The following is a 7,977-nucleotide window of genomic DNA, read 5'->3' as shown; positions in this document are numbered from 1 at the left end:
GACCGAAAATCGCACAGGGGACAGGAATCGCGACCGGGGACGTAGTTCGCAGGAGGGGACAGGAATCGCCGATGGGTACTACGGGTGTAGAAGCTCGACGTGACGGGGCATACACTCGAAGACGGTGCCGGCGATCCCGCTCGGCACCTCGTGCTGTGACGAGACCAGCCGTGACGAGGCGCGACGCGCCGATGGAGGATGACGACGATGCTGACGAACGCGCTGTGGGCGAACTCCTACTCGCCCGGTGTGCCCCTGCGCCTCGATTACGGCACGGCGACGCTCGTCGATCAGTTCGACTCCGCCGTCGCGCGATTCGGCGATCGCCCGGCCATCGACTTCATGGGGCGCGTCACGACCTACGACCAGCTCAAGGCTCAGGTCGACGCCGCCGCGGCCGGTCTGTTGGACCTCGGTGTCACGGCGGGCGACCGCGTCGCCGTCCTGCTGCCTGGCTGCCCGCAGAACGTCGTCGTCACGCAGGCGATCATGCGCATCGGCGCGATCGCGGTGCAGCACAACCCGCTCTACACGATCGGTGAGCTGCGCGCGCCGTTCGAGGACCACGAGGCCGAGGTCGTCATCGCATGGGACAAGATCAGCCCGATGCTCGTCGACCTCGCGCAGGAGAACGGCGTCCGCCACATCGTCGCGATCGACGTGACGGCGGAGCTGCCGTTCGTCAAGCGTCTCGCGCTGCGCCTGCCGGTGAAGAAGGCGCGCGAGTCGCGCGAGCGGCTCACCGGCCCGGCGCCCGAGGGCCTGCTGAGCTGGAACGACCTGCTCTCACGCGGCACGCTGCCCGTCGACCACCCCAAGCCATCGGCCGGTGACCCGGCGATCATGCTCTACACCTCGGGCACGAGCGGCACCCCCAAGGGCGTCCCGCTCACGCACGCGAACCTCGCTGCCAACTGCCTGCAGGGCAAGGCGTGGGCGCAGCTGCGTGACGGTGAGGAGACGTTCCTCGTCGTCCTCCCGATGTTCCACGCGTACGGTCTGACGATCGGCGTCCTCGCGGGCATCAACCTCGGCGCGTGCCTGCTCATGCTGCCCGCCCCCGAGGTGCCGCTCATCATCGACGCCGTGAAGCGTCGCACCCCGACGTTCGCTCCGGGTGTACCGCCGCTGTACGCCCGCATCCTCGACGAGGCGGAGAAGCGCGACGTCAGCCTCGAGGGCATCCGCATCGGCCTGTCGGGCGCGATGTCGCTGCCGTCCGCGCTCGTGCAACGCTGGGAGGAGGCGACGGGCGGCCACCTCATCGAGGGCTACGGCCTCACCGAGACGAGCCCGGTCGTCGTCGGCAACCCCATCTCCGACGATCGTCGCGCCGGCTCGATCGGCGTGCCGTTCCCCGACGTCGAGATCCGCCTCGCCGATCCCGAGGACGTCACGAAGGACGCGCCGGAGTCCGGCCCGGGCGAGCTGCTCGTCAAGGGTCCGCAGGTCTTCGGTGGCTATTACAAGAAGCCCGAGGCGACGCAGGAGGCGTTCCACGACGGCTTCTTCCGCACCGGCGACGTCGTCGAGATGGGCGAGGGCGGCTACCTCACGGTCGTCGACCGCATCAAGGAGATGATCGTCACCGGTGGCTTCAACGTCTACCCGAGCGAGGTCGAAGGCGTGCTGCGCGAACACGACTCGATCGCTGACGCCGCCGTCGTCGGGCTGCCCGCCACCGCGGGCGGTGAGGACGTCGTCGCCGCCGTCGTGCTCGCCGACGGCCACACCGATGCTGACGCCGAGGCGCTGCGCCGCCACGTCAAGGGCAAGCTGACGGCGTACAAGGCGCCGCGTCGCTTCGTCGTCGTCGACGAACTGCCGACGAACCCGATGGGCAAGGTGCTGCGCCGCGAGGTCACCAAGCTGCTGCACGAGCACGCGAACCAGGGCGACTGAACGAGCGGTGGTCGCGGCGACACGGCGGCGAAGGCCGCCACCCCGATCGGGTGGCGGCCTTCGTGGCTGCGAGCGCTGTGGACTCAGCGCTCGCGGCAGCGGACGTCAGTGCTTCTCGGCGTCGGAAGTGGTCCCCGCGGTTGCCGCGTTCGCGGCGTCGTGCGCGTCGAACGGCAGGTCCTCGTGGACGATGTCGGGGTTGTCGTGCTGCGTCTCGACGAGTTCGTGGGCCTCTTCGTCGGAGGCGACCGTCGGCATCGAACCCGGCAGCGGTCTACGCGCCGACTCCTTCATCGCGATCAATGCGATGCCGCCGAGCACGGCGAAGAACATCGTGTAGAGCGCCGGCGCGTTCTTGCTGCCGGTCCACTTGACGAGCGCTTCGCTGATCATCGGCGCGGTGCCGCCGAACAGGGAGACGGCGATGTTGTACGACAGCGCCATGCCGCCGAAGCGTGAGGCCGTCGGGAACAGCGCGGGCAGCGTCGAGGCCGACATCGCGACGTAGAAGCAGACGGAGAAGGCCAGCATGAACATCGCGACGAAGGCCAGCGTCTGGTTCTTCATCATCATGTAGGCGGGGTAGGTGAACAGCAGCGTCGAGATGATCGCGATCCAGTAGACGGGCTTGCGGCCGATCTTGTCCGACAAGCGCCCGACGAAGGGCACGGCCAGGGAGAGCGCCACGAGCGCCGGGATGGTGGCTGCAGCGGCACCCAGGGTGGTGTAGCCGTGGTTGCTCTCGAGGTAACCGGGCATGTACGACGTGAGCGAGTAGCCGGCGGTGTTCGTCGCGCCGACGAGCGCCATGGCGATGAGCAGCGGGCGCCAGTGGTGCTTGATGATGCCGACCGGGCCGAGCTGCGTCTGCGACTCGTCGATGGCGTCGTTGCTCTCGGCTGCCTCGTTGGCGGCCTGCGTGTTCTCGAACGTCGGCGACTCGTCGATCTTCATGCGGAAGTACATGGCGAGCAGGCCGAACGGCAGAGCGAGCAGGAACGGGATGCGCCAGCCCCAGTCGTCCATCGTCTCGGAGCCGAGGCCGATGCTGAACAGCGCGACGACGGCGGCGCCGACCGCGAAACCGAGGTAGGAACCGGTGTCGAGGAAGCTCGAAAAGTAGCCGCGACGCTTGTCGGGGGAGTACTCGGAGACGAACGTCGTTGCGCCCGAGTACTCACCGCCGGTGGAGAAGCCCTGGATGAGGCGGCAGATGATGAGACCGGCGAACGCCCACCAGCCGGCGGTCGAGAACGACGGCAGCAGACCGATGGCGCCCGTCGCGATCGACATGGCGAGCATCGTGATGGCGAGCGTCTTCTGACGCCCGATCTTGTCGCCGAGGGGGCCGAAGACGAGGCCACCGAAGGGGCGGGCGAGGAAGCTGACGGCGAACACGGCGAAGGTGATGATCATCTTCGTCGAGTCGTCGCCACCCTCGGGCTGGAACACCTTCGTCATCGTGGCGGCGAGGTAGCCGTAGATGCCGAAGTCGTACCATTCCATGAGGTTGCCCATGGTGGCGCCCGTGATGGCTTTCTTGAGTGGAGCTTTCTCGACCACGGTGATGTGGTCGCGTTCGAGCTCGCGGGGCTCGCCGTCCGGTGCGGCGGAAGCGGTATGGGACATGTGTGTTTCTCCTGCGCACGTTCGGGTGGGCGAAGCCGGGCCCGCAGCGCATTCGTCGCTCGTGGGTGTTCGTCTCGAATGGGAAAAAACGGTTCTCATCCCATCGCCGATGCCCCGGAATGTCCAGTGCTCGGACGCCTTGCGGCCCCGATCTGCGAGGTTCGGCAGCGCTGAGGCAGCGCGGCGCCACAGCTTTGTCGCGAAGATGTGATTTGCCGCACATCTCACGCCGCAGCAGGGGTTGTCGGCCCCCGTGTCGCCCCTTCTCCGGGCGGCTCGCGTTGCTACTCTGAGCCCGGCTCGCCCGCCGGGCAGGTGCCCCGGCGAGGAACCGAACGACCGGTCCTCACGCCGCGTCATCCACTTCTCGATCTCGCAGGAGACGCCATGGCCACACAGGCCGATTCCACGCCCGCCGAGCCGTCAGGGCCGGCGGGCTCCGTCGCCGACCCGACGCCTGGCGCGGGTGGTCAGAACGAGCTGCGACGCGACCTCAATGCGCGCCACCTCAACATGATCGCCATCGGCGGCGCCATCGGGACGGGCCTGTTCCTCGCCTCCGCCGGTTCGATCCACGAGGCGGGCCCCGGCGGCGCGCTCGTCGCGTACGGCGTCATCGGGTTCATGGTGTGGTTGCTCATGCAGAGCCTCGGCGAGATGTCGACGTATCTGCCGCTCGCCAACTCGTTCGAGGCGTACGGCACCCGATTCGTCAGCCGCAGCTTCGGCTTCGCGCAGGGCTGGAACTACTGGTTCAACTGGGCGATCACGGTCGCGGCGGAGATCGCGGCGGCGGGCGCCGTCGTCAACTACTGGGCGCCGGACGTCGACCAGCGTCTCGTCGCGCTCGTCTTCTTCGCCATCCTGTTCGCCATCAACGCGATCAGCGTGCGCGCCTTCGGCGAGAGCGAGTTCCTGTTCGCCTCGATCAAGGTCATCACCGTCCTCGTGTTCCTCGCCGTCGGCGTCCTCATGATCTTCGGCATCATGACGGAGGCGCCCGGCACGAAGAACTGGACCACCGGGCAGGCGCCGTTCGTCGGCGGGTTCTCGGGCATCATCGCGATCTTCATGATCGCCGGATTCAGCTTCCAGGGCACCGAGATGATCGGTGTCGCCGCCGGTGAGGCCGACGAGCCCGAGAAGACGATCCCGAAGGCCATCCGCGCCGTGTTCTTCCGCATCCTCATCTTCTACATCGGCGCGTTCGTCGTCATCGGCTTCCTGCTGCCGTACACCGACCCGCGCCTCGTCAATGCCGCTGACGGCGACATCCAGGCGTCGCCGTTCACGCTGATCTTCGAGAAGGTCGGCGTGGTCGGTGCGGCGAGCGTCATGAACGCGGTCATTCTCACCGCCATCCTGTCGGCCGGCTCGTCCGGTCTCTACGTCTCGACCCGCATGCTCTACGCGATGGCGCAGAAGGGCATGGCGCCCAGCTTCCTGCTCAAGACCAACCGCCGTTCCGTACCGATGCCGGCGCTGCTGCTGACGGCCCTCGTCGCGCTCGGCTGCTACGGGCTGAGCCTGCTCTCGTCCGACGCCTATGGCTGGCTTGTCGCCGCCTCCGGTCTCGCGGGGTTCATCACGTGGTGCGGTATCGCGTGGAGCCACCTCAAGTTCCGCAAGGCGTACGTCGCACAGGGTGGCCGCGTCGAGGATCTGCCGTTCCGCGCGAAGTGGTACCCGCTCGGGCCGGTCGTCGCGCTCGGCATGTGCGCGCTCGTCATCGTGCTGCAGAACAAAGACCTGATCTTCGAAGGCACCGTCGACCCCGGCGGCCTGCTCGAGAGCTACATCGGCCTGCCGCTGTTCCTCGCCGTGTGGGCCGGCCACAAGCTCGTGACGAAGTCGAAGAAGGTCGACCCGCTCGAGGCGGATCTCACGCGCACCCGCTCGCACTCCTGACGGCGGGTTGGCCGGCTGGGGGCGCGTTGACAGGCCGCGCTGACTCGGCCAGCGCGCGGTGTTCGGTTGTCGAGCTGTGCGGGCGACCAATTTTCAGATGTGGGTCGCATTTTGGGATAGAAGCGATTCGTTACCGGGGTGTCGACGACCTCGTCGCGCATGTCTCGGAAGGTCTTGCGTGCCTCAGCGTTTCCTCCGCTCGAAGCCTCAGTGGTCTCCTGCACCCTCGTCTGCACCGCCGCGTCTCGCCTTCGTGACGGCGACGTCGGGAGATCTGGGTTCGCTGGAGCAGCAGCGGCGATTCCTCCGCGACGTCGCATCCGGCGTCCCGCACGTCGTCGTGGACGATCTCGCGTGAGCGCGATCGATCGCCTTGCTCGCGAACGATCCCGACGTACAGCTGCACGAGCTCGACGCGGCCGACTTCATGATCGGTCGGGCGGGCAACATGGGTGCCAGCATCGCCATCGCTCAGGGGCGTGAGGGTTTCATCCATCCAGACTCGCGCAGCATCCCACTACCAGGGTTCCTCGAGGCGTATCGCGACGCCTTTGCCGTGTGCGGCACGAGCCGCGGGTGGTTGTTCAACGGCCCCATCACCTACCTGTCGGCCGATGATGACCTGGCGGCCATGAAACGACGCAGAGTCGCGCAGCTCGTCGACCCGCACCCGCGCCGCGCGCTCCCGCCTCCTGGTGACGTGCACGCGAACGAGGACCATCGGTTGCTCCTGTCGGGCAACTTCGCCGTCCGCGTGCGCGAGTGGCGGTTGCTCGGTGGTTTCTGCCCCCGACTACCGCGACCCGGCCATCGGCGACCTCGATCTCGCGATGCGCGCCGAGCAGGCCGGGCTGTCCATGGCATGGGTCGGTGGCGCGCACGTATTGCACGCGCCGACGGCGTCGTCGACGCGTGGTGTCGAGGACCTCGCGGTGTTCGCGCGCCGTTGGGGCCACGAACCGCCCGCTCAGGAGGCCGTGACGCGCACGTCCGCGTAGTCGGGGTGCTTGTCGATCCACGACGCGACGTACGGGCAGACCGGGTCGACCTTCTTGCCGGCCGCGCGCACGTCGTCGAGCGCGAAACGGACGATCTGGCTCGCGAAACCGCGGCCACCGAAGCGCTCCGGCACGATCGTGTGCGGCATCGTGACGACGTCGCCGTCCTCGCGGTAGTCGGCGAACCCGACCTGCTCGTCGTCGAGGAAACCCTCGTAGCGGTGGGTCTCGGTGTTCTTCTTCACGGTGATGGTGTCGCTCATGCACTCACTGTGGCACGCCGAACTCGCGGGCGGGCGAGTATCCCGCGCGGTGTGTCGGTGAGGTGCGCCGGTGAGGTGCGGGGCGCCGCGTCGAGGCTCGATAGGCTGTCGTCGCGGGCGTGGTGCGCCCGGGCGGCGCCGTGATCGGCTGCCGTCAGCCGTTCGGCCAGGGGAGGCCTCGTGGGTGTCACGCTCGATCTCGTCAACTCCCTTCTCGACGGCCCGACGGGGCGACGTGATGAGAAGCAGATCCTCACGCTGCTGCGCGAGGCGCCCGGCGCGGAGCTGAACGACGTCCTCGAGAACGTCGACGCGGCCAAGCTGTTCGACGACATGGACGACCGCCTCATCGGCCCCGACAACGCGACCGCCCTCATCGAGTTGCTCACCCGCACGAGGCGTCACGAGTTGAGCATGGCGGCGCAGGTCGCCGTCATCCACGGGATGCAGGGCGGCGCGACGTCGGCTGCGATGGAGGGCGCGATCCGTGACATGCTGCTCGCCCACACGGGCAACGACCTGACGCACCTGAAGAACACGCTCAACCTCGCGAAGGGCCGACACGATCTGGAGGGTCTCGTCTTCGCCGACATCGACGACGACGCCATCCGCGCCGAGATTCTCGACCACTTCGCCGCGTCCTCGTCGCTCGAGGGTGAGCGGCAGGCGAAGACCCTGTCCGACATCGACGACACCGCCCTGGCGAAGATCCACGAGACGCGTTACCCGCGCGGAACCGTCATCCCGGGCATCATCGCGTTCTACGAAGCACTCGACCTCGGACCTCGTGACGCGCCGCTCTCGCGCGGTGACCTGACGTTCGTCACGGCGCGGCCTGCGGATGCCCTGGGGTTGATGAAGAGCTACAGCCGCGAGTCACTCACCAAGGCCGGGTTCGCGGATCTGTCGATCATGACGGGCAGCATCTTCCATCTCGCGACGCACGACGCGATGGCCGCGAAGAAGGTCGCCAACATCGCGCACTACGCGACCTTGTTTCCCGAGTACGACCTCGTGTTCGTCGGCGATTCGGGGCAGGGGGACATCGCCGTCGGCGAGCAGATCTTGCAGGCGCACGGTGACGTCGTCAAGGCCGTCTTCATCCACGACGTCGTGGCCCTGGATGCCGGACGCCGCGCCGAACTCGCCGCGAAGGGGATCTGGGTGGTCGACACCTACGTCGGTGCGGCCGCCAAGGCTCACGAGTTGGGGTTGATCTCCGAGGCGGGCGTGCAGCGCGTCATCGACGAGACCCACCGGCTGCTCGACGACGTCGA

General features: G+C 67.8%; 6 protein-coding genes. 4 read left to right on the top strand and 2 right to left on the bottom strand.

All coding sequences use genetic code 11. The annotated features are described in order from the left end of the window. The first annotated feature begins 207 nt into the window (after positions 1-207). On the top strand, positions 208-1,902 hold the full coding sequence (locus B2284_RS08220) for a long-chain-fatty-acid--CoA ligase (protein WP_082740671.1): 1,695 nt from the start codon (positions 208-210) through the stop codon (positions 1,900-1,902). Between the two features lie 105 nt (positions 1,903-2,007). Here the strand turns inward: B2284_RS08220 and B2284_RS08215 are convergent, their stop codons facing one another. Then, complete coding sequence (locus B2284_RS08215; RefSeq protein WP_062257446.1) at positions 2,008-3,531, bottom strand: MFS transporter; 1,524 nt, start codon at positions 3,529-3,531, stop codon at positions 2,008-2,010. A 387-nt stretch (positions 3,532-3,918) separates the two neighbouring features. Between B2284_RS08215 and B2284_RS08210 the strand changes: the two genes are divergently transcribed. Next, positions 3,919-5,439: an amino acid permease gene (locus B2284_RS08210; RefSeq protein ID WP_136788795.1), complete on the top strand. Its 1,521-nt coding sequence runs from the start codon at positions 3,919-3,921 to the stop codon at positions 5,437-5,439. Positions 5,440-6,215: 776 nt separating this feature from the next. Further along, positions 6,216-6,437, top strand: a complete 222-nt coding sequence (locus B2284_RS08205; protein ID WP_062257452.1) for a glycosyltransferase family 2 protein — start codon at positions 6,216-6,218, stop codon at positions 6,435-6,437. Here B2284_RS08205 and B2284_RS08200 read toward each other — a convergent pair. Continuing rightward, a complete protein-coding gene (locus tag B2284_RS08200; protein ID WP_006945741.1) occupies positions 6,407-6,700 on the bottom strand; it encodes a GNAT family N-acetyltransferase in 294 nt (97 codons plus the stop codon). The two genes, B2284_RS08205 and B2284_RS08200, sit on opposite strands and share 31 nt — an antisense overlap. A 180-nt stretch (positions 6,701-6,880) precedes the next feature. Here B2284_RS08200 and B2284_RS08195 point away from each other — a divergent pair. Further along, the coding region (locus B2284_RS08195; RefSeq protein ID WP_286697370.1) for a phosphatase domain-containing protein at positions 6,881-7,977 on the top strand (1,097 nt) is incomplete at its 3' end.

It is taken from the genome of Dermacoccus sp. UBA1591, assembly GCF_002322065.1.
Taxonomy (GTDB): Bacteria; Actinomycetota; Actinomycetes; order Actinomycetales; family Dermatophilaceae; genus Dermacoccus; species Dermacoccus nishinomiyaensis.
The sequence above is the reverse complement of the archived record's forward strand: the minus strand, read 5'-3'. Positions and strand labels throughout refer to the sequence as shown.

Coding starts and splice junctions, on each gene's coding strand:
- B2284_RS08200 (WP_006945741.1), bottom strand. CDS start 6,700: ATGAGCGACACCATCACCGTGAAGAAGAACACCGAGACCCACCGCTAC.
- B2284_RS08220 (WP_082740671.1), top strand. CDS start 208: ATGCTGACGAACGCGCTGTGGGCGAACTCCTACTCGCCCGGTGTGCCC.
- B2284_RS08215 (WP_062257446.1), bottom strand. CDS start 3,531: ATGTCCCATACCGCTTCCGCCGCACCGGACGGCGAGCCCCGCGAGCTC.
- B2284_RS08210 (WP_136788795.1), top strand. CDS start 3,919: ATGGCCACACAGGCCGATTCCACGCCCGCCGAGCCGTCAGGGCCGGCG.